Below are 748 nucleotides of genomic sequence, written 5' to 3'. Positions count from 1 at the left end.
GCACCTAAACAGAGGGGGAAAATAAAAGAACAACTTCGTTATATTGGCCGTTATATTCGTCGACCAGCGATTGGAATCAATCGGATTGAGGCATATGATGGGCAATTCGTTACGTTCAAATATAAGGATAAAACTGACGGAAAAGACAAATCCGAAACCGTAAGTGTCGAAGAATTTATTTCACGTTTAATTCGCCATATCCCAGACGAGCAATTTAAAACTATTCGGCATTACGGTATGTATTCTAGAAGATCAAAAAACTTGTGTAAAAAAGTGTTGAGTACTTGGCAACAAAAAGCAAGACGTTGGGTTGTAAAAGTTAAGAAAACCTTACGTCGCCAGACGTGGCGTGAAAGAATAGTAGCCAGTGGCAAGAAAGACCCTCTCGTTTGTCAGAGGTGTGAATGTTACTATGAATACAAGGGAGAAGTCTGCCTTGAAAATGGTAAATTAGAAATAAAGGTAGCCTTATGCAAAACTACAAGAGCTTATTTAGAAAGGATGATTAACGATCTCACCGGTATCAAAAACCCGCAAAAAGGGAAAGAAAAAGAAGAAAAACATAAGCCTAAACCAGTCCAAGCAACAGAGCGTCAGCTATGTTTGTTTGGCGTGTCATGAGAAAGAAGAGATTCCTATTAACGTGGTAAGGGATTTCGATTTAATGGATGATGGAGATCCGACAACTCCTCCTATGTTTGCATGTGAAAAATGTGGGGGTGAAATGTATCCTGAGTATTATAAAGGG

The 748-nt window shown here is 39.0% G+C and carries 1 protein-coding gene; it reads left to right on the top strand.

Going from position 1 to position 748, the window contains the following annotated elements:
• Positions 1-621: transposase (locus AC3ASS_RS14385; RefSeq protein ID WP_488284172.1), on the top strand; the 621-nt coding region annotated here is incomplete at its 5' end.
• Positions 622-748: the final 127 nt, after the last annotated feature.

This window comes from Bacillus sp. JST-5, assembly GCF_057747715.1.
This window is presented reverse-complemented; position numbering and strand designations above follow the sequence as displayed.